Below are 25,030 nucleotides of genomic sequence, written 5' to 3' on the forward strand. Positions count from 1 at the left end.
AGAAACCGTAATTTTAAAATCAATACAAATCTACTAAATCAATGAAAAAACTGATCTTAACCCTGCTGGCTTTTGCCGCGGTTACAGTAAGCACCCGCGCGCAGGATGTAAAACCAATTTTATTATATCCTGATGGCATACCTAATTCAAAGCCAGCCCCTGCAGATTATGCCGAAACCGGCAGCAAAGACTGGGCCTGGAAAGTAGTTACACCAACACTGCTTCCATATCCCGCAGATAAAAGTATAGCTACAGGTACGGCTGTAATTATTTGCCCCGGTGGTGGTTACGGTGGCTTATCCATGGATAACGAAGGGTACAGCTTAGCCAAAGCTTTTAACCAGATAGGTGTATCGGCTTTTATTTTAAAATACCGCTTACCCAGCGATCTGATCATGAAAGATAAAACTATTGGCCCCTTACAGGATGCGCAAAGGGCTATCCAGATCGTTCGCATCCGTGCTGCCGAGTGGGGTATTAACCCGGCCAAGATCGGTATTTTGGGCGCTTCGGCCGGCGGGCACCTGGCCTCGACCGCCGAGACGCATTACAAACAAGTAGTTATCGACAATAAAAGCAATATTAGCCTGCGCCCTGATTTTGCCATACTGATGTACCCGGTTATTACCTTTGGCGATCTTACCCACCAGGGATCAAAAGATAATTTAATCGGTAAAAATCCACCGCAGCAGCTGGTTGACCTGTACAGCAACGAGAAACAGGTAACTGCCGATACCCCGCCCACCTTTTTGGTAATGGCCGAAGATGATGGCACCGTACCGGTAGAAAATGCCCTTCTGTTTTATAATGCCATGGTAAAGGCAAAAGTTAAAGGCGAGCTGCATATTTACGAAGCAGGTGGCCATGGCTTTGGTATTAATAACTCAAAAAGTAAAGAAAAATGGTTCGACTGGTGTAAAAGCTGGATGAACAGCAACGGGTTTTAAATTGCTAAACAATAGGGTTTTCATGCTGAGCCCGTCGAAGCATGCGGGCGGGCCTTACTCTCACCCTTCGAGGGCCTCAGGGCGACAGCCATTAGTTGTTAAATGAATAAAACAAATTACCTGTAGTTTGTTTATACATACAATCAACCTTTATAATCATGCTGATCAAAAAAATACTTATTGGGATAGACGACAGTAAGTTTGCCGAGAACGCCGCGCAATACGGCTTTGACATTGCCCATAAATTTAAAGCCGAGGTAGGAATAGTACACATAGTTGAACCCGTGATAGCGCAATATAATAACGCTGCCGACCCGTTACTGGGCTCGTCAGACTTGGCGATAGTGCCTGACATGGAAGTGCTTGAAGTGCAAAATAATAATTCTAAATTATTGATAGACAGAGCTATTGAAAAATTTGCTGAAGGTATGGAAGTTACCCATTTCAGTGAATTTGGGGATGCCGCCAATGGAATTATCGATTGCAGTAAAAAGTTTGGCGCAGACCTGATTGTAATAGGCACACATAGCCGCTCAGGTATTGACCGCCTGCTAATGGGCAGCGTAGCCGAACATGTGGTACGTCACTCGGACGTACCGGTGTTGGTGGTGCCGCTAAATGAGTCCGAAAGTCAGTAAAAAGAAGTTTGGAGTCTGTAAACTCGGAAAGTCCAAAAGAAATTTTGATAAAATCAAACACTTTTGGACTTGTAGCATTTCTGACTAATGACTAATGACTAATGACTAATGACTAATGACTAATATAGCAACCTAAACTTAATGGTATGCTCAATGGCCTTTAGCTGGTTTAATACCTGGGTATCATAACCGGTATTAACGTCTGTAATTACATAGCCAATTTGCTCGTTGGTAACCAAAAACTCGGCTACTATGTTGATGTTATGCTGGGCAAAAACCTCGTTTATCTGGGCCAGTATTCCCGGGATGTTTTTGTGGATATGGATAAGCCGGTGCGCGTTGTTGATACGCGGCGGCTGCAGATCAGGGAAGTTACAGCTGGTATGTGTTTTTCCCTCGTTCATAAAAGCAATAACACGTTTTGGTAAAAAGTCGTCGCTGCGGGGATTGTGCTTAGGATCATCAAATACAATGATACCGTTCTCGCAGGCAACCTCGCCCAGTTTGCGATTTGCTTTGCCGAAACAGCCAATAACTTTTAACCGCCCTGCGTTTTGTATTTGCTCGGGTGTTGGCTGGTTGTCCTCATCGCAAAGCAATACACCTGCTTCCTCAAGATATTTTTCTTCAACGGTATCGCGCTGGCGTATGTTATAGCCCTCTTTTTGCATTTGAGCCAACACTTCCTCTTCAACATTACCTACCACCAAACATTTAATGCGGTTTTTAGGGTAGGAGATAGCGCGCGGAAGCTTATTGATGTACAAAAACTCGTCAAAGCTGGGCGTAATATGGTCGGCCTTTTCGGCTACTGATTTACGCTCAATGTTCTCTGTAAAGGCAAAGAACTTTTTGATCATGCCCGACTCTTTCAGCTGGAAATCAGAATAACCATCGCCAATACCATAAATATCGCCTTCAAGTTTCAGTTCTTTCAACAGTTTTACCTTACCGCCTTCCTGCGATAATGGGTTCTCGCGGTCATAGCCAATGATGTTGCCATCGTCGTCAAACTTAAAGGTGTTGGCGTAAATGTTTTCCTTTTTGATATGGTACTCGGTTACTACCGGGGTAATAAATTCCTTGAAACCTCCCGATACGATCAATACTTCATCCTGGTGGTTCTTAAAAAATATGGTATTGCGCGAAAACGAGGTCGAAACTTTTTTCTTTAAATGGGTTATCAGTAGCTTTAAATGGTCGCGATTGGCTTGCAGAAGTTTAACCCTTGCCTCAAGGCTTTGGCTGAATGACAGTTTACCTTCCATTGATGCATTGGTCAGATCTTCTATCTGCTGGTATATTTTTTCCCTGTCGGGATGGTTTTTTAATGATATGCGGGCAAGTTCGTCTAATGCCTCAACTTGTGTAAATGTACTATCAAAATCAATTATGAAATACTGGCTCATGCTGCTTATATGCTAAAATACGCTCCCTTAAGCTTAGCGGTACCATCGGGACAGCAAAAGTGCAATTTTTGATTGATTTTTTTAGTTTGATTATCGTAAAAATAAGGATGGGGAGAGCTAATGTCTGAAGAAAAGGGCGGATAATGATCAGGACAAATTTACCCGCCGGGCTGGCCGAAACGCACCACTCCCGGCGGGTAAACCGTGTTTGTAAATTTGCCCGAAAAATAATTGACTATTTAAAAGCGTATTTAATGCCAAGCCCCGGTGCAAGGTCAAAAAACGGACCTGAAGCCAGTTCAACCCGCGGGTTAAGATCAAGGCTAACCGCTATGGGCGAGTCGGGGATAAGGTATTCAAGGCCTATGGCGCCATCGGCACCTAACAATAGCTGGGCATTGTTATAGCGGCGGTCGTTACCGTTAAATGTGCGGTAAGTGCCTTGACCTATCGAACCTATGTGGGCACCAAACCCGTAATAAAATTTTAAAGCGGGTACATTAAAAGCTTCCTGGTTAAACTCATAAAGGCCGGTTATTACCACCCCGTTTTGCCTGAAACCAAGCAATCCTTCAAGCGATATTCTATCATCCATAAAGTATTTGCCGGAGATACCGTTTTCATATCCGCCAAATTTTAGGCCTGCGGCAAATTTATAATCTGCTGATTGTGATTGTGCTTTCGTTCGGTTTGCAATGAATAAAAAAGAAACTGCAATAAATAAAATGTAAGTTGTTTTTTTCATGATAGTATAACGACGTATTTCTGATTTTATGGTCAAAGATAGGAAAGATTGTAACTTTTATATAGCTTTTGGTCCTAACGCGTATTTGTACGTAGTTGTAAAATCCTTGTGTAAACGTGTTAAAGGGGGCAATTACTGTCGTAAAATTTACTTACAATTGTGTCTGCAAAATTTAAGTTTATTTAAATGCCGGGCACTATAAAACACCAGGAAACCATCGACTATTTTTTAAAAATAGTTTGGCAAACCGTTGCTAACAGGTATAATGCCCTGGTTACTGATTTTGGCATAACCCAATCAATCGGCTATTTGCTGATCAATATTGACGAAGAAGAGGGCACAACAGTATCGCAGGCCGCGGCCTTGCTGGGCTTAAAATCAACCAGCCTGTCGCGCATGTTAAACCAGCTTGAAAAAACAGGATTGATCTATCGGGAATCAAACAAAGGCGATAAACGGTCCGTCAAAATATACCTGACCCCGCTTGGTAAAGAAAAACGGCAACTTGCACGGGGCGTAGTAAAGCAATTTAATAACTACCTGAACGCGCATATCAGCGACGCCGATAAGCTGTACCTGACCGAAATGCTGAAAAAAATAAATCAGCTCACACTAAATTATAAGCCCGATAATACTGAAAAATAGCAATTAACGTTGTTGATTTGCCGGTAAATGTTAAAAAATGTTAAGCTGCTGTTTTTGAATTATAAAAGAATAAATTTGCCTTTTGGAAACGTAATGAATAGGGCTGCGTTAATTATATTGTTTTTATGTGCCGGTTTATCGGCCTGCAAGAAATCAACAGAGGGTGGTACGGCAGGATATAAAGCACAGGCGCGTGTTGATGACGCAATTATTGCCAAGTATTTAAGCGAGAACCCGACACTTGAGGCTAAAAAGGTTGATACATCCGGTGTATATTATATAGTAGAGCAACCGGGTACGGGTAGTGATCTGTTTACCAACTCAACCTCTGTTACTGTAGGATATACTGGAAGTATTTTATCAAACGGGAAGGTATTTGCGCAAACACAGAGTTTTCATCCATCATACATATTGCAAAGCGTAATATTGGGCTGGAAATTAGGGATCCCGAAAATACAAAAGGGCGGTACCATACGATTATTGTTGCCGTCACGTTACGCATACGGGCCGGCGCCGCAACCACAAATTGGGTTACCGGCAAACGCGATACTTGATTTTACAATAACGCTGTACGATATAGTTAATTAAATACCATTGCCAAGGCAATATTGAATATAAACTGCTTGTTAAAGCAAAAAGTCCCAGAGCCGCTAAACTAAAGCGACGGGTAATACGAAACAAAACATACAAATGAAACAAACTACTTTTACTCTTTTATTATTTTCAATAATAGCCCTGGTTTCGTGCCGAAAAGACAAATATGATCCTACTATTAAAGAATATGATGACGACCAGATCGCCGCTTATATAAAGACTAATGGCATTACCGGTATGCAGCGTGATACTTCGGGTATTTACTATAAAATAACCGATCCTGGTCTTACCGGTTCTGATATACAATATCCTGATACCATATCGATGGTATTTACTATACGCAGTATTGACGGTAAATATATTTCGTCAGATACTATTGCGAATCACTATGCCGGTGTAGCCGGCCATATTTATGGTACCGTATCGCCGCTTGGCCTTAACGTGCCGGGGCTGCAATCTGCCATACATGATATATTAAAACATCCGGGTGGTATAATGCGCGTTATTGTCCCTTCGCATTTAGCTTATGGTGTTTCCGGAGCGGGTTCAGGTAGCAGTACAATTACAACCAACCGGATAGCCGGTAACCAAAGTCTTGACTATTATATTCACCTAATTGGTAACAGGCGTGGTGATGCAACGCATCTAAGCGATCAGGAAGCATATGATCAATTGGTTATAAAAAATTACATCGGCGCAAGCGGCCTTACAACCATGAAACAAGATCCTAAATATGGTTTTTGGTATTCTATAGGTGTGCCCGGAACCGGTACTGTACCTATTACAGACAGTACAACCGTATCTGTAACTTATACCACCCAATTGTTGAATGGTACAATTGCTGATCAATATAACACTGCCGGCCCAGGCATATCATTTGATATACCGGACCTGATAAAGGGAGTACAATTGAGCTTAAAAAAATATGCAACGACGGGTACATTAATGACGGTGATAATGTCATCTCATTTTGCTTATGGCAATAAGCCCTCGTCTATACCCCCAAATAGTTGTGTCAGGTATGATGTTAGGGTTTTGGGCATAGCACCATAATTATTTGCTTAAAGCGGCTTTAAAAGCTTTTAAACAACGATCGCGCGCCATAGCGTGATCAATAATGGGTTTAGGATATTTGCTGAAATCAGCATACTCCGGAACCCATTTTTTTATGTATTTCATTTCCGGGTCAAAGCGTTTGGTTTGCGCGTCGGGACTAAAGATCCTGAAGTAGGGCGCGGCGTCCGTGCCTGATCCTGCCGCCCATTGCCAGCCGCCAACGTTACTGGCCATTTCATAATCTAATAATTTAGCCGCAAAATAGCGTTCGCCCCATCGCCAGTCAATCAGCAGGTTTTTGGCTAAAAAACTGGCAACAAGCATACGGATGCGGTTGTGCATATAACCGGTTTCATTGAGCTCGCGCATGCCGGCATCAACCAGTGGGTACCCCGTTTGGCCATTGCACCAGGCATCAAATTGCTTTTCGTTGTTGATCCATTTTATACGGTCGTACTCGGGCCTGAAAGCATGGTCCTGTGTTTTTGGGAAGTGGTGCAGTATCATCATGTAAAACTCGCGCCAGATCAATTCATTCAGCCAGGTTTTTTCTTTGGCATGATTAGCCTCTGTAGCCAACTGCCGGATGCTCACCGTGCCAAAACGCAAATGCATCCCGATGTGCGATGTGCCTTTTATAGCCGGATAATCTCGTTTTTCGGCATAGTCATCAATAACAGCCTTGTAGTTTTTACCCGGGATAGCTTGTTCACTTCTTTCAAAACCCATATCTTTTAATGTGGGTACTGGCAGGTGTTTTATCTCAAGCAGGTTTTTTAAATACTTTTTAGTGGGGTAAGAGCTTAAATAAAAGTCATTAAGCTTTTGTTTCCATTTACGGCTGTAAGGGGTAAAAACGGTGTAGGGTTTGCCATCATATTTTACAACTTCGTCCGTTTCAAAAATTACCTGGTCTTTATAGGTTTTAAAATCGATGTCGTGCTTTTTTAATAGTTTGCCTATGGCCCCGTCGCGGGTTTTGGCGTAAGGCTCATAATCATGGTTGGTGTAAACTGCCGCTACATCGTGTTCTTTTAAAACTTGGTGCCAGGCTTTTTCAACCTCGTCATACAATACTAATAAACTGCTGCCGTGTTCTTTTAATTGTTGCTGCAGATCTTTAATGGTATCGTAAATAAAGGTTACACGGGTATCGTGTTTATTATCCAGCGCATCTAATATCGCAGGGTCAAAAATAAACAGGCATAGTACAGGATTACCACTTTTCAAGGCGCGGTATAATCCCGCGTTATCATCCAGCCGCAGATCACGGCGAAACCAGAAGATGGTTGTTTTTTGTTTCATTAATAAAATTTAACTGTCATTCTGAGCATAGATCTCTTTCAAAGCCCACATTAAGGTAGGATATTTAAACTTAAAGCCGGATGCTTCAATTTTTTGTGCCGATGCTTTTTGGCTTGACAGTACTACGGTACTCATTTCACCCAGCAATAGTTGTAATGCAAACGAGGGCACTTTAGGCAGCCACAGCGGTTTATGCAATTCTTTAGCAACAGCCTTGGTTAATTGTTTATTGGTTACCGGGTTGGGCGCTACCATGTTATATTCGCCGGTAAGCTGTTCGTTCTCTATGCCGTACAGGTACATGTCAATCACGTCTGTTTCGTGGATCCATGCCATCCATTGCTTACCAGTACCCAGCGTTGCTCCAAAACCCAGCTTTATGGGCTTTGCTAAGGTTGTCAAAGCGCCGCCATTAGCGTCAAGTACTACACCAGTCCTGAATTTTACTATGCGTAAACCTAGGCTTTCGCCCATATTCACAGCATGTTCCCATTGCAGGCAGCAGCTTGCCAAAAAATCGGTGCCCGGTGCGCTTGTTTCAGTTAAAAGCTCATCGCCCTTATCCCCATAATAACTTATGCCTGATGCCGAAACCACAGCCTTAACTGTATGTTGCGGTTTGGCTTTAAGCAATTTATAAACCAAAGCGATGGATTTGGTACGGCTTTCAATAATTTCTTTTTTACGCGCGTCTGTCCACCTGCCGTCAGCAATATTGGCCCCGGCTAAATGTACTATGGTGTCAACACCGTTAATACAGGCCTCGTCGATCTGGCCTTTGTCAACATCCCATAAAAATGTAGTAACGCCGTGATGTGTACTCGGTGTTCGGCTTAAGTGACTTACCCGGTGGCCTTTATTCAGCAAAGCTTCGGTAAGTTTGCCGCCAATTAAGCCTGTGCCGCCGGTTAATAGAATATGTTTGCTCATTTTTTAGCAGGTAGTATTTGATAATTTACAATTTGTTGGGCCATCCCTTTAAAAATAAATAAGTGAAACGGAAACATGGCGTACCAATATAAGCGCCCCCACAAACCATTGGGTCTGAAAGTAGCAATTTGGCTCAGGTTTTTACGGCCGTTGCGTTCAATTATTTTAAATTCCAGCCACGCCTCGCCGGGTAGTTTCATTTCGGCATAAAGCAGTAGCCGTTTCGCTGCTTTATCCATTAGTAATACGCGCCAAAAGTCTATAACATCTCCCGCCGAAATGGTTGAATTGCTGGTACGCCCCCTGCGTAGCCCCACGCCACCGACAAGCCTGTCCAGAAAACCGCGGATGCTCCAGATCCAGTTCCAGTAATACCAGCCACGCGCGCCGCCAATAGCCATAATGTTGTCCAGCACTTCTTTGCTTTCGCGCTTAAATGGAGTGTTTACTTTATATTCAAGCGTGCCGTTTTGCGGTACTTTGATCTGGTCCATAAAATCGGATGTCAGGTAGCCGTTATTCAGGGCATCGCGCCAGCTTGAAACAATGGAATTTTGCTCGATCTTTTTAAATGCAAGCTTTAATGCTTCGCGATAGGTGAGGCAATCACGTTTAACCACATCATCAATATCATGGTTTTTCATGATGGTTTCGTTCTTCATGCTGTCTACCAGGCTTTGCGCTAGCGGGTAACTTACTGAAGTAACAAAGTACAGCCAGTAAGATGAGATCTTGGGCGACAGGAACGGAATGGTAATAATGTATCGTTTTAAATGCCTTACATCCGCGTAGGTCAAGATCATATCCTTAAAGCTCAATACATCAGGCCCGCCGATATCGAAGGTTTTGCCCAACGCTTTTTTATTGAGCATCACACCATCCAAATAAGCCAAAACATCACGAATGGCAATAGGCTGGCACTTGGTATGCACCCAGCGCGGAACGGTCATTACAGGCAGTTTCTCTGAAAGGTCCCTGATGATCTCGAACGAAGCGCTGCCCGAACCAATAATAATGGCAGCCCTTAAAACGGTTAGCTTGGCTTTGCCTTTACTTAAAACGTCCTCAACATTACGGCGCGATTGCAGGTGTTTAGACAAACCCGAATCGTTAGTAATACCGCTTAAGAAAATGATCTGCTTGCAATGGGTTTTATCCAGGCAGTCGACAAAATTTTGTGCCGATTGCGCTTCCTTATCGGCAAAGTCTTTATCGTTTGCCATGGAATGCACCAGGTAATAGGCTACATCAATATCTTTCGGGAAATTGTCTATGCTTTCTTTTTTCAGCAGGTCACCTTTTAACAACTCGACCTTTTCGCTAAAGTCGCTTTGTTCATGAAAGCGGCGTTTATCACGCACCAGGCAAACCAAGTTATGGTCCTGCTCAAGCAAAACCGGGATAAGCCGGGTACCTATATAACCATTTGCGCCTGCCAGTAATACTTTCATGTAAGGTTAACAAGAAAGTAGGGTGGGTGTTTGCAACCCCTCTAAATCTCCCCGAAGGGGAGACTTTAAATAGCATTTTTAGCCCTCCCCTCGGGGAGGGTTGGGAGGGGTCTTACCCCAATATCTCCTTAATATCATCAGCCGACAACGACTTGATAAAGCTTTCCTCGGTAGTAATAAGCGCCCGCGACATGGTTAGCTTGCGTTGTTGCAGGGCCAGGATCTTTTCTTCGACGGTGTCTTTGGTGATGAATTTGTAAATGAACACGTTCTTGGTTTGGCCGATGCGGTGTGTACGGTCAATGGCCTGCTGCTCAACAGCCGGGTTCCACCATGGGTCAAGAATGAATACATAATCAGCCTCGGTAAGGTTAAGGCCCACGCCGCCGGCTTTTATCGAGATCAGGAACACACGGGTGCTTTTATCTTCCTGGAACTGTTTAACTACATCGCCCCGGTTTTGGGTGGCGCCATCAAGGTACACGTAGGGGATATGCTGCTCGTCAAAATACTGGCGGTAAATACCCAACTGCTTAACAAACTGCGAAAAGACCAGCACTTTGTGTCCGCCGTCAAGTACGGTATTTAGGGTATGGGTAACGTTCTCGAATTTGCCCGAGTCACCCTCATAATCCTGATCTATCATGTATGGGTGATTTGCTATCTGGCGCAGCTTGGTCAATCCCTGCAACACCTGGATCTGTGTTTTGGCAAAGGTGCCGTCTTCCAGGCTTTTCAACAGCTCATTGCGGTATTCTGATTTTACCTTTTCATATACCGATGCCTGCTCTTCGCTCATCTGGCAGTAAAACAGGTTCTCGGTTTTTGGCGGCAGTTCGGTAGCTACCTGCTCTTTGGTGCGGCGCAGTACAAAAGGTTTTATCAGGGCCTGCAGCTTGCGGGCCTTTTCTTCGTCCTTTTTCTTTTCTATCGGCGTTACAAATTCGTTTTGGAAATATTGCTGCGTGCCCAGCAAGCCGGGGTTAATGAACGACATTTGAGTCCACAGGTCGTTAACCGAATTTTCTACCGGCGTGCCGCTCAGTATCAGCTTAAAGCGCGATTTTAATTGCTTAACCGAGTTAAATGATTTTGACGACGGGTTTTTGATATTCTGGCTTTCGTCAAGTATCACGTAATCAAAAAAGTAAGCCTTAAACAGTTCAATATCTATCCGGCTGATGCCATAGGTAGTAATGATCACATCATAATTGGCAAACACCTCCGGCGACTTGTATCGGAACGTGCCCGTATGCACCATCAGCCTTAACTGGGGTGTGAACTTTTTAGCCTCGTTAAGCCAGTTGTAAATGAGCGAGGTGGGCATAATAACCAGCGAAGTGCTTTTGCCTCCCTCCGCCTCTGTATCTTCTTTATGTTTTTGCAGCAGGGCAAGGGTTTGTATGGTTTTACCCAAACCCATATCATCAGCCAAACAGCCGCCAAAATGAAAGCTCTTTAAAAAATGGAACCAGTTATAACCCGCCTGCTGGTAGGGCCTTAAACTGCCCAAAAAGTTAGTTGGGATAGGCACTTCGTCCAGTTGCTCAAAATCCATCAGCTTTTGCAGCTTGCGCGTCATGGTTACTTCGGCCATTTCGCCGGCCAGATCATTCACCAGGCCCAGGTGGTGTCTGCGCAGTTTAAGGTGGTCGCCACCCTCGCTAAAATGCAGGAGATTGCCGTACTGCGAGAACCATTTTTCGGGGATCACTGCTATCTCGCCGGATGGCAGCGTGAATTCTTTTTTATGGTTAAGGATATGGTTCTTTAGCTGGATAAAAGGGATGCGGTATGGCCCGAAATACACAAACGCGTTAATATCAAACCAGTCGTTATCCTCTTTAACCTCAAGGTCAATTTTGCTGGTGCCAAAAACGTAACGCTTCTGGCCCTCGGGCTGTTCAATTTCAAAGCCCAGCTCCTTTAGCTCGTTATGTTGCTGGTTAAGCCATTCAAATATCGAGAAGGCCTGGTTGGCATCATCGTCATGGTGTACAACTTCCAGGTTTTGAAACAGCGACGAAACAGTTTTTAGCCCCAGGGCCTCTAATTGGTTCAGTTTATTTTTCTCCCAGGTTACCGAGCGTTTTATGCGGTGGAAAGTGTAGTTATCTCCGTCGCGCTCCATGCGTACTGAAATGTGCCTGCCATCCCCGTAAGGGAAAATATAACCGGCATATTTAAAATACAATTGCAACTGCGATGTGCCGCCTTCAACATAAATAGGCTTTAACATGGGCTGCGCCTCATGTTTTTCGGTATCAATAGTGAAACCCTCGGCATATACGTTATGCTTCTCGATAAGCGGGGCCACAAATTTTTCGAAGTATGATTGCTCGGACGAACGCGGAATTGCTATGTACCGTTTGTTTAAAAATGGCAGCAGCTTTTTACCCTCTATTTCTTTGTCAAAATGGTAAAGTGTATCGTCCATCAGCATCCATGCTGGATGATTGCAGATGATCTCGGCATTTTTAAACATGAACTCAATGCGCATACCCTTATACTTGATGGTAGGGAAGTAGCGGATCTCTTCTTCATTACGCCTGAAGTGGAACAGTACCGAAGCCGGTTCATCAGCGATCTTTAGCTTACGCTCGGCCGGGTAGCCCTCCTTGCTCATCTGGTAGATCTGCTTACAGCCTAATAAATTAAGCGCATCGGCCATGCGCTTTTCCATTTTTGGGCGGATGGTATCAAAAAGCTGCTCGGTAAAGATCTTGGCAAAAAACTCGGACGGGCGGATGGGCTTTTTGTAGAACTTCTTGATTACGTTGCCCTGCTCTATCTCTTCTAAAAGCTTGATGAGTTTGATATCAACCTCGTCAATGCAATGGGCAAACTCGGTAGCTGTATTTGAAAATAAGCGCTGATGGGTTAAAGAAAATTCGCCGTTGGGGTTTAGCTGAACAATGTGCGGCTCAATAACATAACCAAGGTATTCATGCCGGGCAACGGCATAAATGATCTGGCAAGGTTTTGAACTATCTACACGTAACATTAGCTTCTGATAAAAAATTAAGAGAAGCTACATGAATAAAAAATTCAAACGTAGTCAGAATTTGCAGTAAGAAAAAATGTTTTACGTTAAATAATTATTAACAATGGGATAGAAAGCTGAAAGAATAAAGCTGAAAGCAATATAGGCAAGTAATTAAGTTTGTCTAAGTATTTAATTTCTTACAGTTTGCATCAGAAAGATTTTTTACTTTATTAATAATTCGATTTATCTTCGGCTACAATCTTAAACCAATGAAAAGAAACTTACTCCTTATCTTATTAAACTTTGCTGCTGTAACTTGTTTCGGACAAAAAATATCGCTTACCCCGGTGCAGAACAAAGGCTTGAAATCAATTCTTTGCGATGTCGATACAGTTTTGTTTAGACGGAGCGTATCAACATCAGTAATGCTTTACAAAATCAATAACCCTACGGGAAGCGCACATACGCCGGGAACCGATGAGATATCCAACAAATTTTTTATAGCGGTTACTAATGGGGATGAAGTGCCTGACCAAATCCTGTATAGCGTGGGCGATTTCTTAGGGCCTAAAATAATAAGATTTCAAGCGGTAAAAAATGATCAATACTTATTAACCATTGAGTACGGCGTACATAAAAGCCGCAAACGGATTAATCTTGATATTTCTTTAGATAAGGTGACTGTTTTGAAGTGATAATTGTCAACTATCAATCTCTACTTCGCCCTCAAACACCTGTACCGCAGGCCCTTCTAAAAAGATCTTAGTAAAGCTGATGCCGTCATAATCAAAGCGGATATTCAGATCGCCGCCTAACACTTTTATGGGTGTTTCTATGGTGCCGGTCTGGTTGTTGTGTTTGGCCATAGCTAAGGCTACTGCGGTAACGCCTGTGCCACAGGCATAGGTTTCGTCCTCAACTCCGCGTTCAAAGGTGCGTACAAAATAGCCGTTGTCTTTAGGTTCAACAAAGTTTACGTTGATGCCGTTGGCATGATAAGTTTCATTATTGCGGATGGCGTGGCCTTCGGTATAAACATCTTTATTGGCCAGGTCATTGGCCAGGGTTACGTAATGCGGCGAGCCGGTGTTTAAAACATAAGCCTCATTATCGTTGCTAATAACATCTACATCAATCATTTGCAGGCTCACCCAATCACCGCTTTCTGAAATTCTGGCATGATGCGGTCCGTCCACTGCCAAAAAATCCGTTTCTTTCCCAATGATCCCCAGGAACTTGGCGAAAGCGACGATACAACGCCCGCCATTGCCGCACATGCTGCTTGGCTGGCCATCGGCATTGTAATAAACCATTTCAAAATCGTACCCCTCTTTGGTTTGAAGAAACATAATACCATCGCCTCCAATACCAAAACGGCGGTCGCACAGGTGGCTTATCAGCTTTGCATTGTGGTGATCTACAGGATTTTCACGGTTATCAACCAAAATAAAATCATTGCCTGCGCCCTGGTATTTATAGAAATGTAACTTCATTATATCGTTATTATAAGGTAGCTTTATATGGCAAACCCAATACCAAAATGTTAACTAAAGCTTTTGATTTAGATTTAACATTTTTTAACATAAAATTCAATAACTTATTGTTGCTTATGCAGTCTATATGGTATTAAATTTGACTTGCAAAAGTAATTATAACACAGAATAAATAAGGAGAATAAGATGAAAAGATTTGGTTTAACATTATTAACGGCTTTTGTAGGCGGCGCTATGGCGTTAGGCACTTACAAGTTAGTTGAAAAGAAGTATGCTGATAACATGAGTTTTGATGATAAGCAAAATGTTTATTTTGCCAGCAACCGCATGTCACCGGCTATCACCTCATCGGCAGGCGAGGTTGATTTTACACAGGCAGCAGCAGCGGTAACACCTGCGGTAGTTTATATCCGCACCACTTACGCAAGCTCAGGACAGCAATCACAGCAAGACAGGTTACAACAAATGTTTGGCGATATGTTTGGACAGGGTTCGCCGCGTCAAAGCGCGCCGCAAATGGCATCAGGTTCGGGTGTTATTATCTCTCCGGACGGATACATCGTCACCAATAACCACGTAGTGGCAAAAGCTGATAAAATAGAGATCACTACTAATGATCACCGCCGTTTTACCGCTAAAGTGATAGGCACAGACCCTAATACAGATCTTGCCCTGATAAAAATAGAAGCTAATGACCTGCCGATTGTAAAGTTGGGTAACTCTGACGATGCAAAAGTAGGCGAGTGGGTACTGGCAGTTGGTAACCCTTTTAATTTAACGTCAACAGTTACTGCGGGTATTGTTAGCGCAAAAGGCCGTGGTATTGGTATCATTGGTAAAGATGACGACCAGGACGATAATCCGTTTGGTCCTACCAAGCTACGAGCTTCGAAACCTATAGCAGGTATTGAATCATTTATACAAACTGATGCTGCCATTAACCCGGGCAACAGCGGCGGCGCATTGGTAAATACCAGGGGCGAACTGATAGGTATTAATTCAGCTATCGCTTCTCACACCGGATCGTACGAAGGTTATGGCTTTGCTGTACCGATCAACCTGGCTAAAAAAGTGTTGAATGATATTAAGAAATTCGGTGCGGTTAAACGTGGTTACATTGGGGTTAGTTTTTCTGACCTTAGTGTGCCTGAACAGGTTGCTGATCTGAAAACCGATAAAACTAACGGTTTATATGTTAGAAGCGTTGTGGCAGGTGGTGGTGCTGAAGCTGCAGGTGTAAAAACCGGCGATGTTATCACCAAGGTTGAGGGGGTTACTGTTTATGAGTCATCTGACTTGCAGGAACGTGTAGGCCGTTTACAACCCGGCGACAAGATCAACATAACCGTAATGCGTGATGGCGCCGAGAAGAACTTTGCTGTAACGCTTAAAGCTGATGTTCCTGCTGCCCGTACTGCTGGTTTATCAAGATCTGCAAACGAATTGTATAATAAGTTGGGTGCAAGCTTTATGCCGCTTTCACAAGGCCAGAAAGTTAAGTATCATGTAAATGGTGGTGTAATAGTAACCCAGGTGCGTGATGGTGGTATATTTGATGAAGCTGAGATCCCATCAGGAACTATAATTACCAGCATTAACAAAGAGCCGATAAATAGCGTAGCTGATATTGATAAGGCAATAACCAACCTTAAAGACGGATTGCTTACCATTGCCGGCTATTACCCTGATGGTACTAAATTCAATAATAAATTTACGGTAGAGCAATAAGCCCTGCGTAAACAAACATAAAACCCGGCCAAATAAGCCGGGTTTTTTTGTGGAGTTATTTTTCTAATTTACGGTGTAATCTAAGCTGACGGTTATAAGAGTTATGTGCCGTTAGGCACATGACTTAGATTTTTTTATAACCCACAATTCGGGTTAATTAATAATGTAAAAGGCAGATAATGGTTTCCGCCTTTTACTTGCAATTATTTTCTTTCGGGTAAAGGCTCTAATTTCTCAGGCCGATAAGCCATTGTAGTTTTGTAGTAATCGGCATAATATGCCCTGGTCATTAAATCAACCTGGTATCGAAAGCCATCACTCTTGATAGCTGCAGGCGTCAACCGGCTATAATCATAACGATCAAAATCATCGGCTTTATAATTTGCTAATGTTTCATTTTTTACGCGTTTGCCATCAATCCACACGCCATAATTTTTATCTTTTTGCCATGCTGCCAACCAGAATTTAGATGTCGTATTTTTAGGCATCGGAAGTAATGGTTTTGAAAAACGCACTACTTGCCCGTCCTGCTGCCTGATACTCATTTGCACAAATAACGCGTGTAGCGCTGCCGTATCCGCGTCAGAGATCTCTTTGATATTTCCGTAACCATCCTGCATATTATATTTTTTTAATATGGCATCGTAGGCGGCAATAACATTTTTGGGCGCATCTTTAATACTGTGTTTTGTTCTGCTTCCTGAAGGCGTAGCAAATAGCACACGCCGTGGCCTTGTCGGATCGTTTTTCTTAGCCTCTGTTACTTTAACCGGCTTATCAGCTTGTGTAGTAATGGCAGACAGGCTGTACGCCATAACCTTATGGCTAAACAATAGTGCCGCAACAGCAAGTACCGGTAACAACCCCAGCTTTTTGCAGAGCGCTGTTTTTTCTGATGTGGTTTTTGTCATCATGATTAATCTTTTTTTTATGGTTAGGTAATTAAATTGGCTGGTTAGGTACAAACTATTGCCTTGCTGCGCTTTTGCCAGTAACAGGTATTGGTATGCGGGTGTATCCGTATGATCTTTAATGACAGCTTCATCAGCCAAAAACTCGTGGTTAAGCTGTATGGCTTTCCTGTAAAACGGCATAAACGGGTTAAACCAGCATATCACCTGTAAAAGCTCAATAAATACCACATCTGCCGAGTGTAACTGGCGTACATGCGCTTGTTCGTGGCAAATAATTTCGGGTTCTGTGGCATCGTTTTGGTATTGATGTTTATTGATAAAAATGTACTTCAAGAAACTATGCGGGGTAACATCCTCATCCAGCAAAACCAAAGTAGCATTGCCCAAGTTTAGGTTATCACTCCTGTTGATCTTTTGTTTAAGGCGATAGAGGTTCAATATAAAGCGAATGAGAAATAGCAATGCTACAATTATATAGATACCGGGTAGTAGATAAGGTTGATAACTGGTACTTGAAACAACGGGCTGTTGTGCATACAGTTTATTATTCCCGACTACAGCTTCATCTGTAAATTGACCGGCAGGTTGCTGCTGTTCAACCGGAGTAATATGCTCAATAATCGGGATATCATTGCTAATTAACCTGTGTGGTATTTGTACGGTGATAACCGGAACTAACATTGAAAATACCAGGCTAAACAACAAGTAAAAACGGTTGAAGCGGTACAGGTTTTCACGGCTTAAAAATACATGGTACACTAACAGCAATAAGCCCGAACACAATACAAAACTGATCAAATAGCTTGTCATTTTGCCCTCCTTTTAATTTCGTCGTCGATGATTTTTTTCAGGTCCTCTAATTCGTCAGGGGTTATGTTTGACGACGAAGTAAAGAACGACGCAAATTGCAGGGCCGAATCATTAAAATAGTTTTTAATGATGCCGTTAACCTCTTTTGAAAAATAAGCCGACTTTTTAACCAGTGCGTAGTATTGCCTTGAATTGCCCAGGGTGTTATATGCTACAAAGCCTTTGTCCTGCATACGTTTTAACAAAGTAGCTATGGTGGTCCCCGCCGGCTTCGGATCCGGGTAGCTTGACAGGATATCTTTCATGAAGATCTTTTCATGTGTCCAGATCAATTCCATTAGTTGTTCTTCTGATTTAGTCAATTTCATTTCTACAATATTAGAATATACTCTACAATTGTAGAGTAATAAATTGACAGTTCAAAATTTTTGTGAAAAAAGATTGATTACGTTTTCCAGTCAATCTTTAATCTTTTGCAACTATTATTCAATAAAAATTAAAAACACTTAAATCCTGCTGACATAGGGCTGTCATTACCGTGTGGTTTCTTTGTATCAACAAACAACAAAAACTTAAAAGTTATGACACTCATCGAATTATTATTGAAAGAAATTGAACAGGAAGTTCAAATCACCCGTAAAATGTTAAGCATTGTGCCAAACGACAAATACGACTGGCGCCCCCATGCAAAAAGCATGACCATTAAGCAACTTGTAAACCATATTGCCGAGTTACCCGGCTGGCTAAGCGTGGCAATAGCAACTGACGAACTTGATTTTGCCGCTAACCCTTACGAGCCAAACAATGCAAACACCACAGCAGATGTATTGGAAATCTTAGAAAACACTTATGCTGACGGCTATGCACACGTGAAAAGCGCTACTGATGCCGAGCTGGAAAAGCCATGGACTCTGCGCAATGGCGATCAGATCCTGGTGGCTTACAATAAGTACGGCACCATCCGCATGACGATTGCGCAAATGATCCACCACCGTGCCCAGTTAGGCGTATTCTTACGTTTGTTGAACATACCTATCCCCGGCAGCTACGGCCCAAGTGCCGATGAGTTGGAAGCTATGAAGCAGTATGCGTAGTTGGTGGTTAGTCATTAGTCATTAGTCATTAGTCATTAGTCATTAGTCATTAGTCATTAGTCATTAGTCATTAGTCATTAGTCATTAGTCATTAGTCATTAGTCATTAGTCATTAGTCATTAGTCATTAGTCTAATTTTGGCTATACAAGTTACTAAAAAGGGCGATAGGTATTGAAACTTATCGCCCTTTTTGTTTGCCGTGATAGGCCTAATCTCTAGTCACTAATTAACTAATCACTAATATTTATATTCCCAGTACCTGTTTCAATTTTACGTACCCGGTTTTACTTACCGGTATTTTAGCACCCGATTTCAGGATGGCCAGGTGGCTGTCTTTTTCGTAGGGATCTATACGGGTAATTTCCTGCACACTTACTATGTAACTGCGGTGCACGCGTACAAACTGGCGCCCATCCAGCGTTTGCTCGAAAAAGCCCATGGTTTTATTTTTTAAGTATGCGCCTTCAGCGGTGATGATGCTTACATAGTCGTCGTCGGCTTGCAGGTACTGCACGTCGGCCACAGGGATGATCTTTACTTTGGTACCGGTTTTTACTACGATACGCTCATGCTGGGCAGGCGAGTGGGCGGCGGTTTCCAACAGGTTTTCTTGTTTGGGTTGCGCAGTGTTGGGTGCCTGTGCTAAAAACTTATCAACCGCTTTGTTAAAGCGTTCTTTGCTGAACGGTTTTAACAGGTAGTCGGTTGCATGTGCTTCAAAGGCTTTAATAGCATATTCGTCAAACGCGGTGGTAAAGATCACTGCCGGCTGCTCATCAACCAGCTCAAGCATCTCAAAGCCGTTTATCTTAGGCATTTGTACATCCAGAAATATCAGGTCGGGCTGATGTTGCTGTATGGCTTTGAGGCCCTCAAAGCCATCGCCGCATTCCTGCAACACCTCTATCTGCGGGAAACCCTGCAGGTATTCTTTTACAACCATACGGGCCAAAGGCTCATCGTCAATTAATAATGCACGTATCATCACTGCGGAATTTTAATTATAGTTGTAAATATATTATCATTTGCATGAGTTTCCATCAAATCATTACGTGCAAAAAGCAAATATAATCTGCGTTGCACACCACTCAGGCCAAAACCGGTACCCTGGCGGGGGCGTGATGTTTTAGGGTCGTATGGGTTTTGAACTGTCAGTTCAAGGTAGTTACCTTCCAATTCACCGCGGATGCTTACTACCACATCCTCGGTAGTATCATACAAACCAAACTTAATGGCATTTTCAACCAGGGGCTGTAGTAGCATAGCAGGCATAATGCTTTCGCCACATTTCTCGTCGCAGCTTATTTCTGTTTTAAGGCGATGCCCGAAGCGTACCTTTTCTATCTCGAGGTATAGGTTAAGATGTTGCAGTTCCTCATTTAAGGTAACTTGTAACTGATCATCCTTTTTCAAAGTCCCGCGCAAAAAGTCAGACAGTTGGTGGATCATCTTGCGGGCTTCGTCGGGCTTAAACCCAATAAGCGCGTTAATAGAGTTTAGGCTGTTGAACAAAAAGTGCGGCTGCAACTGCTGGCGCAGGTTGTAAAGTTCGGCTTCGCGGGCCAGTTGTTCGGTTTCGGCTTTGCGTTTTTCGTTCTCTTTCTGATCTATCTGCGCATACCATATCATACTGATCATGGCCATCCAGCCTACAGCCAAAAAATCTGTAAAGAAACGGATAACCAACGATTGTGTCATGAAGTTAGCATACACCGGCCCCGAATTAATAAAAGGCAATATATACCGGCAACCTGCAGTACAAGCTGCTGATAAGGCTACACACCAGATCAATATATTGGCGTAGCTGCCTTTACCGGGCTGATAATAACGCAGGTTATTGTTGATGAGCCAACAAGCGGCAGCCAATAGTATAGAGCTTACGCCGCTGTCTGTAAGGGCTGTAAACCATTCAAAACCAAACCCGTGGATAATGTAAGCTTGCAGGCCTGCCCATGCAAGCCCGCAAGCCGCGAATGACCAGCGCAGTTTTTGAAATGTTAATGAATGTGATACAGCCAAAACGCTATAATTATTTACGGTTGATGTTTAATTTAATATTAATAACTGCGGATATCTACCCCTGCAAAGATGGATACGCCTTTTAGCACCAATACCTTGTTGCTATCTAAAGGCGCGCTGGTTCTTACCCTTTTATCATCTACACCGGCAAACACGGCTGCCATATCTGATACCACCATCCAGTGCGATGGTACAATTATTTTGGTACCGCCAAATATCTGTGTGATATCTATAACCACACGACCATTAATGTTGGCTTGTGTAAAATCAAGCTCGGCACCGCCCATTACATTCACAACCTCGCCACCCTGGAAGTTTTTTGAGAAGATAGTTTTCTTAACGCTCCCAAAAACCGATACGGCATCCAAGTGCTCGTCGCCGGTAAAAGTGTTTGTATTAGAGTTAGGCGAAGTTGACTGATCAGCAGGTTCAGCGCCTACGGTGTAGTCAACTATAGGGTCGTTTGGGTTAACCGGGTTTGGGTTGTTAAAATTATACTTGCCCGAATCCCATTTTCTTTTCCAGTCTTTCTTATCCCAGGTAGTATGGTCGTTACGCCTTAACAGAAAGTAAGCACCTATACATATCAGCAGCACCGGCCAAAAAATGGCACTTGCATCAAAAGCGGGTATAATATCCTGCAGAAGTAAAAAACAGCCAAAGCCGGTTACAATTAACCAGCCTTTGTTATTGAAATTATTTTTACCGCCCATATAAAGGCCCAATACAATGAGGCCTGTAGGAAAGCTGATCAGCCAGCCCGGGAACGAAACAAATTCTTTTAAAAGCAGGGATACGCCTATGATGAGTAAAACTATGCCGGCTAAAACCTTCCCCCGGCGCGGGTTATTTTGATATTCTATATTATTGATGTCGTTAGCCATGATCTTATTTTTAAATCTTACTCAAAAGTAAGGCACTAATATAGCGAGCCAAAACTAAATCTGGCGACTATCCTTAAAGAACTCGGTAAACGCGGGTGTTTTTTCGGTAGAAAAGGTGGCCGTTCTGATTGTTTATGGTCACACAACTCTAAACAGGAAAAATAGCAGTAAAATAACAAGCTTTATTGAAGCAAAAACAAGCCAATATTATTCTTATTGCGGCCGGTGAAACAGGCCCACATAGGCGGCTTTACCAATGATATGGCCCTGCATTAATTTGAAAATATTTAGCTTGGTTTCAAGCGGCTTGTCAGCCGCTTTTTCATCTAATTTAATGTCTAAGGCAAACAGCTCAAACACGTAATGGTGTAGCGGTCCTGAAGCTGCCGCGCCGGGTCCGCGATAGCCTACAACGGCATTACTTACCTGGTAACTGCCGTCGGCAAGTTTAGGCCCGGCGGGTATATTTTCTGCTAATGAGGTAGCGGTGCCCGGGATATTCCATACCAGCCAATGCAAGTTATCGTCCATGTTTTTATTGAGTGCGAGGTCAACATCATGCATCCATAACACAAAGCTTTGCGTTCCGGCAGGAACATCGCTCCAGGTAAGTTCAGGCGACACAGCGGCACCTGTTGTCGAGGCCTGTGTATATTTTAAAGGGATCAAACCACCATCAGCAAACGCGGTAGTGGTTAAGCGCATGGGTTTGCTTTGCGCAAATGATAAAGCAATAGTACTTAACAGCAATGCAATAGTGGCCAAATATTTTTTCATGGTGAGTGGTTTTTATAAAATTAAAACTATTACCGATTGAAACAAAATCAATCTTTGACAGTCAAATTTATCTATTTTAGATATTACAATTAATACCTATGCAACGTGAGTTTACTGTTCATCCCAACTATAAAATTGCTTATTATTTATTAAGTACTGCTGTGGTAGTCATTTCGTTTTTTGTTGCCTATAATGATTTCAGATTTACAACCTGCTTTTTTTCTGTGATTGCTACAATAGCAGGTCTATCGATTCCGATTAGTGTAAATAGGCGAAAAGTTATTGTAAGCGATGATAAAATTACCGTAATTGATTTTTTCAATACGCATCAGATAAATATAATAAATGTTAAAGGTTACCGAAGGAAAAGGAAAGATATGATAATAGAGCCAAACGCTATTAATGACTTGAAAATTGAAATAAATAATTATCCGGATCTATTTGAAGATGGCGATGAACTTATATACTATATAAGTTCGCATTTTAAAGATTTGGATAAAAAAGATCTTTAGATAAAACACGATGCATTACACCGCCGGTTCCTGCTGGCTCAAACAATGAAAACTGCCCAATCCCCAGATAATATCTGTCGAATCGATGCCGATCACTTTTCTGTCGGGGAAACAGCCTTGTAAAATATCTAACGCTTTATCATCCTTATCACAACGATAAGTAGGTACCACCACAGCCGCGTTGCCTATGTAGAAATTGGCGTATGATGCCGGCAGGCGCTGATCGTCATAAACAACCGCGTCGGGCATAGGCAGCTCAATAATGTTGAGTTGTTTGCCATTTAGCAAGCGCATGGTTTTCAGGGTATCCAGGTTTTCCTGCAGGATGTGGTAATTTTCATCGTGCTTATTTTCCTCAACAACGGTAACCACGGTATCTTCATTTACAAAGCGGGTAATGTCGTCAATATGGCCATCGGTATCATCGCCGATAATGCCGTCGCCCAGCCATAAAATTTGCTCTGCGCCGTAGTAATTATACAGATATTCCTCTATCTGTTGCTTGTTTAAATGCGGATTACGGTTTTGGTTAAGCAAACAGGCAGTAGTAGTTAAGATTGTACCCGCACCATTAAAATCAACCGATCCGCCTTCCATTACTATACCCGGATGGTAAACCTGTAACCCGAATTGATTGCCAATTTTTGTTGGGATAACGTCATCCAGGTCGAACGGGGGATATTTGCCACCCCAGGCGTTATAACCCCAATCAACTATGGCTTTTTCTTTGGTTGTGGGATTGATCAAAAATGCGGGGCCATGGTCGCGGCACCAGGCATCATTAGTAGCAAAATGATAAAATTCTATCTTACTTAAATCGGCACCAACCAACTGCAATTGCTGTTTCGCAAAAGCTTCCATTTGCGCATCTTTAACGTTAATACGCACAATTTCACCAACGGTTAAAGCTTTGATGAACTCGCAGTACTGCGGATAGATGCTCATGATCTTACCCGGCCATGATTCTTCCTTATGCGGCCAGCTTAGCCAGGTGGCAGTGTGCGGATGCCATTCGGCAGGAAATGTAAAACCTTGTTGTTTTGGGTAAGTCATGGTTGGTAATTATTTACAAGCGTCATTGCGAGTAACGAAGCAATCTCTACGCTTGCATGTCGTGATGTTTAATAGTTCAGAGATTGCTTCGTTACTCGCAATGACGCTTTATTATTTAGTCGTTATCAAGTAAACGTTTAGTAATTGGCTGATATGAATCAATACGGCGGTCGCGTAAAAACGGCCAGTGCGTGCGGTAATAATCTGTTTTATTAAGATCCAATTCCTGAACAATAACTTCTTCTTGGTCATGTGTGGTTTGATGGATAATGGTGCCAAACGGATTTGAAAAGAATGATCCGCCCCAGAATTTAACACCGGCTTCTTCGCCTACGCGGTTAACGCTTACTACGTGTACACCATTGGCAACAGCGTGCGAGCGTTGGATGGTTTGCCACGCATTGTATTGCTCAACATTGGTCGCTTCGTCCTGTGTAGTTGCCCAGCCTATGGCGGTTGGGTAAAACAGTATCTCGGCACCCATCAAGGCAGTTATACGCGCAGCTTCAGGATACCATTGATCCCAGCAGATCAGCACACCTATGGTAGCAAATTTGGTTTTGAAAACTTTGTAGCCCAAATCACCGGGGGTGAAATAAAACTTTTCGTAAAAACCCGGATCGTCAGGGATATGCATTTTACGGTATTTGCCCAGGTAAGCACCATCGGCATCAATAACGGCGGTTGTATTATGGTAAAGGCCCTGCGCACGTTTTTCAAACAACGAAGCAACTATAACCACACCCAAATCGGCAGCGACTTTTGAAAGCGCGTCAGTTGACGGGCCCGGAATAGCCTCGGCCAGTAAAAAATTATCATGATCTTCAACATCACAAAAATAAAGTGATGTAAACAGCTCTTGCAGGCAAACTATCTGCGCGCCTTTGGCAGCGGCTTCTTTTACCTTTACAATGGCCTTATCTAAATTTTCTTGCTTGTTGGCTGTGCAGCTTATCTGCACAATACCTACCTGTACTTTGCTCATCCCTAAAAATTTTTGCAAAAGTAGTATTTAGAGATTAGAGATTGGTTAATTAGA

At 42.9% G+C, this 25,030-nt stretch carries 24 protein-coding genes; 9 read left to right on the forward strand and 15 right to left on the reverse strand.

Annotated elements, in window-relative coordinates:
• Positions 1–41 precede the first annotated feature (41 nt).
• Together FO440_RS10250 and FO440_RS10255 are read left to right on the forward strand one after the other, a co-directional pair.
• Positions 42–947 (forward strand): alpha/beta hydrolase, encoded by a 906-nt coding sequence (locus tag FO440_RS10250; protein ID WP_144248092.1) that lies wholly within the window; start codon positions 42–44, stop codon positions 945–947.
• Positions 948–1,105: 158 nt separating this feature from the next.
• A complete protein-coding gene (locus tag FO440_RS10255; protein ID WP_144248093.1) occupies positions 1,106–1,585 on the forward strand; it encodes a universal stress protein in 480 nt (159 codons plus the stop codon).
• A 119-nt stretch (positions 1,586–1,704) separates the two neighbouring features.
• On the opposite strand, the gene FO440_RS10260 is transcribed toward FO440_RS10255, so the two are convergent.
• Both FO440_RS10260 and FO440_RS10265 read right to left on the reverse strand, forming a co-directional pair.
• Positions 1,705–2,994: an HAD-IB family phosphatase gene (locus FO440_RS10260; RefSeq protein WP_144248094.1), complete on the reverse strand. Its 1,290-nt coding sequence runs from the start codon at positions 2,992–2,994 to the stop codon at positions 1,705–1,707.
• Between the two features lie 235 nt (positions 2,995–3,229).
• Positions 3,230–3,739 (reverse strand): hypothetical protein, encoded by a 510-nt coding sequence (locus FO440_RS10265; protein WP_144248095.1) that lies wholly within the window; start codon positions 3,737–3,739, stop codon positions 3,230–3,232.
• Between the two features lie 198 nt (positions 3,740–3,937).
• Between FO440_RS10265 and FO440_RS10270 the strand changes: the two genes are divergently transcribed.
• The 3 genes from FO440_RS10270 (at position 3,938) to FO440_RS10280 (ending at position 6,031) form a co-directional block, all read left to right on the forward strand.
• On the forward strand, positions 3,938–4,384 hold the full coding sequence (locus tag FO440_RS10270) for a MarR family winged helix-turn-helix transcriptional regulator (RefSeq protein ID WP_186292639.1): 447 nt from the start codon (positions 3,938–3,940) through the stop codon (positions 4,382–4,384).
• A gap of 93 nt (positions 4,385–4,477) precedes the next feature.
• A complete protein-coding gene (locus FO440_RS10275) occupies positions 4,478–4,972 on the forward strand; it encodes an FKBP-type peptidyl-prolyl cis-trans isomerase (RefSeq protein ID WP_186292632.1) in 495 nt (164 codons plus the stop codon).
• A 102-nt stretch (positions 4,973–5,074) separates the two neighbouring features.
• Entirely contained in the window at positions 5,075–6,031 is a 957-nt protein-coding gene (locus tag FO440_RS10280) for an FKBP-type peptidyl-prolyl cis-trans isomerase (protein WP_144248098.1), read from the forward strand.
• On the opposite strand, the gene FO440_RS10285 is transcribed toward FO440_RS10280, so the two are convergent.
• The 4 genes from FO440_RS10285 to FO440_RS10300 all read right to left on the reverse strand — a co-directional run bounded on the left by FO440_RS10285 (position 6,032) and on the right by FO440_RS10300 (position 12,724).
• Positions 6,032–7,339 carry a cryptochrome/photolyase family protein gene (locus FO440_RS10285; protein ID WP_144248099.1) on the reverse strand — a complete coding sequence of 436 codons (1,308 nt, stop codon included), beginning with the start codon at positions 7,337–7,339 and terminating at the stop codon, positions 6,032–6,034. It abuts the gene before it with no gap.
• Between the two features lie 9 nt (positions 7,340–7,348).
• Positions 7,349–8,269 (reverse strand): TIGR01777 family oxidoreductase, encoded by a 921-nt coding sequence (locus FO440_RS10290; protein ID WP_144248100.1) that lies wholly within the window; start codon positions 8,267–8,269, stop codon positions 7,349–7,351.
• Positions 8,266–9,720, reverse strand: a complete 1,455-nt coding sequence (locus tag FO440_RS10295) for an SDR family oxidoreductase (protein ID WP_144248101.1) — start codon at positions 9,718–9,720, stop codon at positions 8,266–8,268. The genes FO440_RS10290 and FO440_RS10295 overlap by 4 nt, the downstream gene beginning before the upstream one ends.
• Positions 9,721–9,832: 112 nt before the next feature.
• Entirely contained in the window at positions 9,833–12,724 is a 2,892-nt protein-coding gene (locus FO440_RS10300; RefSeq protein WP_144248102.1) for a DEAD/DEAH box helicase, read from the reverse strand.
• 251 nt (positions 12,725–12,975) lie between these two features.
• Between FO440_RS10300 and FO440_RS10305 the strand changes: the two genes are divergently transcribed.
• Complete coding sequence (locus FO440_RS10305) at positions 12,976–13,401, forward strand: hypothetical protein (protein ID WP_144248103.1); 426 nt, start codon at positions 12,976–12,978, stop codon at positions 13,399–13,401.
• Between the two features lie 6 nt (positions 13,402–13,407).
• On the opposite strand, the gene dapF is transcribed toward FO440_RS10305, so the two are convergent.
• Positions 13,408–14,199 carry a diaminopimelate epimerase gene (gene dapF / locus FO440_RS10310; protein WP_144248104.1) on the reverse strand — a complete coding sequence of 264 codons (792 nt, stop codon included), beginning with the start codon at positions 14,197–14,199 and terminating at the stop codon, positions 13,408–13,410.
• Positions 14,200–14,385: 186 nt separating this feature from the next.
• Between dapF and FO440_RS10315 the strand changes: the two genes are divergently transcribed.
• Entirely contained in the window at positions 14,386–15,927 is a 1,542-nt protein-coding gene (locus tag FO440_RS10315) for a Do family serine endopeptidase (RefSeq protein WP_144248105.1), read from the forward strand.
• A 203-nt stretch (positions 15,928–16,130) separates the two neighbouring features.
• On the opposite strand, the gene FO440_RS10320 is transcribed toward FO440_RS10315, so the two are convergent.
• Both FO440_RS10320 and FO440_RS10325 read right to left on the reverse strand, forming a co-directional pair.
• A complete protein-coding gene (locus FO440_RS10320; RefSeq protein ID WP_144248106.1) occupies positions 16,131–17,651 on the reverse strand; it encodes a M56 family metallopeptidase in 1,521 nt (506 codons plus the stop codon).
• Entirely contained in the window at positions 17,648–18,019 is a 372-nt protein-coding gene (locus tag FO440_RS10325; RefSeq protein ID WP_144248107.1) for a BlaI/MecI/CopY family transcriptional regulator, read from the reverse strand. Before FO440_RS10325 ends, FO440_RS10320 begins: the two co-directional genes overlap by 4 nt.
• 213 nt (positions 18,020–18,232) lie before the next feature.
• Between FO440_RS10325 and FO440_RS10330 the strand changes: the two genes are divergently transcribed.
• Entirely contained in the window at positions 18,233–18,745 is a 513-nt protein-coding gene (locus tag FO440_RS10330; protein ID WP_144248108.1) for a DinB family protein, read from the forward strand.
• A 245-nt stretch (positions 18,746–18,990) separates the two neighbouring features.
• Here the strand turns inward: FO440_RS10330 and FO440_RS10335 are convergent, their stop codons facing one another.
• The 4 genes from FO440_RS10335 to FO440_RS10350 all read right to left on the reverse strand — a co-directional run bounded on the left by FO440_RS10335 (position 18,991) and on the right by FO440_RS10350 (position 22,426).
• Positions 18,991–19,731, reverse strand: coding sequence for a LytR/AlgR family response regulator transcription factor (locus FO440_RS10335; protein WP_144248109.1), 741 nt, complete (start codon positions 19,729–19,731; stop codon positions 18,991–18,993).
• Positions 19,731–20,765: a sensor histidine kinase gene (locus tag FO440_RS10340; protein ID WP_246104204.1), complete on the reverse strand. Its 1,035-nt coding sequence runs from the start codon at positions 20,763–20,765 to the stop codon at positions 19,731–19,733. The genes FO440_RS10335 and FO440_RS10340 overlap by 1 nt, the downstream gene beginning before the upstream one ends.
• A gap of 38 nt (positions 20,766–20,803) precedes the next feature.
• Positions 20,804–21,649 (reverse strand): LiaF transmembrane domain-containing protein, encoded by an 846-nt coding sequence (locus tag FO440_RS10345; protein ID WP_144248110.1) that lies wholly within the window; start codon positions 21,647–21,649, stop codon positions 20,804–20,806.
• 213 nt (positions 21,650–21,862) lie between these two features.
• Positions 21,863–22,426, reverse strand: a complete 564-nt coding sequence (locus FO440_RS10350) for a YbhB/YbcL family Raf kinase inhibitor-like protein (RefSeq protein WP_144248111.1) — start codon at positions 22,424–22,426, stop codon at positions 21,863–21,865.
• Between the two features lie 98 nt (positions 22,427–22,524).
• Between FO440_RS10350 and FO440_RS10355 the strand changes: the two genes are divergently transcribed.
• Entirely contained in the window at positions 22,525–22,938 is a 414-nt protein-coding gene (locus FO440_RS10355; protein WP_144248112.1) for a hypothetical protein, read from the forward strand.
• A 15-nt stretch (positions 22,939–22,953) separates the two neighbouring features.
• Here the strand turns inward: FO440_RS10355 and FO440_RS10360 are convergent, their stop codons facing one another.
• Both FO440_RS10360 and FO440_RS10365 read right to left on the reverse strand, forming a co-directional pair.
• Positions 22,954–23,991 carry an agmatine deiminase family protein gene (locus FO440_RS10360; protein WP_144248113.1) on the reverse strand — a complete coding sequence of 346 codons (1,038 nt, stop codon included), beginning with the start codon at positions 23,989–23,991 and terminating at the stop codon, positions 22,954–22,956.
• A 115-nt stretch (positions 23,992–24,106) separates the two neighbouring features.
• Positions 24,107–24,976 (reverse strand): carbon-nitrogen hydrolase, encoded by an 870-nt coding sequence (locus FO440_RS10365; RefSeq protein WP_144248251.1) that lies wholly within the window; start codon positions 24,974–24,976, stop codon positions 24,107–24,109.
• Between the last annotated feature and the right edge of the window lie 54 nt (positions 24,977–25,030).

Origin of the sequence: Mucilaginibacter corticis (genome assembly GCF_007558865.1) — a bacterium.
Lineage (GTDB): Bacteria > Bacteroidota > Bacteroidia > Sphingobacteriales > Sphingobacteriaceae > Mucilaginibacter > Mucilaginibacter corticis.